Origin of the sequence: Flavobacterium zhairuonense (genome assembly GCF_004352915.1) — a bacterium.
Classification (GTDB): Bacteria; Bacteroidota; Bacteroidia; order Flavobacteriales; family Flavobacteriaceae; genus Flavobacterium; species Flavobacterium zhairuonense.
The window spans coordinates 1-1,100 of sequence record NZ_SJSY01000039.1; the positions used below are offsets into that span (position 1 = coordinate 1).

At 44.5% G+C, this 1,100-nt stretch carries 1 protein-coding gene; it reads left to right on the forward strand.

Features of this window, described 5'->3' with window-relative positions:
• Nucleotides 1–1,100: SprB repeat-containing protein (locus EYY60_RS00085; RefSeq protein ID WP_208749427.1), on the forward strand; the 1,100-nt coding region annotated here is incomplete at both ends.

Genomic DNA, 1,100 nt, shown 5'->3' on the forward strand with positions numbered 1-1,100 from the left:
CTTGTTGCCGGAACCTATTCTGTTACCATAACAGATGCAAACTCTTGTACAAAAACAATAAATAATATTGCAATAACGCAGCCACCTGTACTTAATGCAATTGCTTCAACTACAGCTGTTTCATGTAATAACGGCGCAAATGGCAGCGCAACTATTTCGCCGTCTGGCGGTACCAGCCCATATACTTATTTATGGTCTAATGGAGCTGCGACAGCAACAATAAATGGCCTTACTGCTGGCACTTATAGCGTAACTGTTACGGACGCAAATTCCTGTACTAAAACAGTAAATAATATTATCATAACACAACCAACTATATTAAGTGGAACTGCTTCAACAATTGCTGTTTCATGCTTTGGAGGTGCAAATGGTTCTGCAACTGTTACAGCAAGTGGCGGAGTGCCAGCTTATACGTATTCATGGGCCCCTTCTGGAGGAACTGCAGCTACGGCTTCAGGATTAGTGGCAGGAACTTACAGTGTAACCATTACAGATGCCAATTCTTGTTCAACAACTATAAACAATATTGTTGTGGGATCTCCAGCAAGCGCTTTGACAGCTACAGCCGGAGCACAAACTAATGTTTTATGTAATGGCGGTGCAACAGGATCTGCAACTGTTTCAGTTTCTGGAGGCACGCCAGCTTATACTTACTCTTGGGCTCCTTCAGGAGGAACAGCAGCTACAGCAACTGGTCTTACTGCGGGAACATATACCGTTACGGTTACTGATGCAAACGCATGTCAGACTACTCAAAGTTTTACAATCAGCCAGCCAACTGTTTTAAATGCTACACCTGTAGCCCAGACCAATATTGCTTGTTATGGTGGTTCTACAGGATCTGCAACCGTAACTGGAACTGGGGGAACTGGCGCTTATACTTATTCTTGGGCTCCTTCAGGAGGAACTGCAGCTACAGCAACCGGGCTTGCAGCAGGAACATATACGGTGACCGTTACTGATGCAAATGGATGTCAGGATACTCAAAGCTTTACCATCACACAACCTGGAGCTGCTTTATCAGCAACTACTGCAACTACTGCTGTTAGCTGTTTTGGAGGAAGCAACGGTACTGCTAGTGTAACTGTATCAGGAGGAAC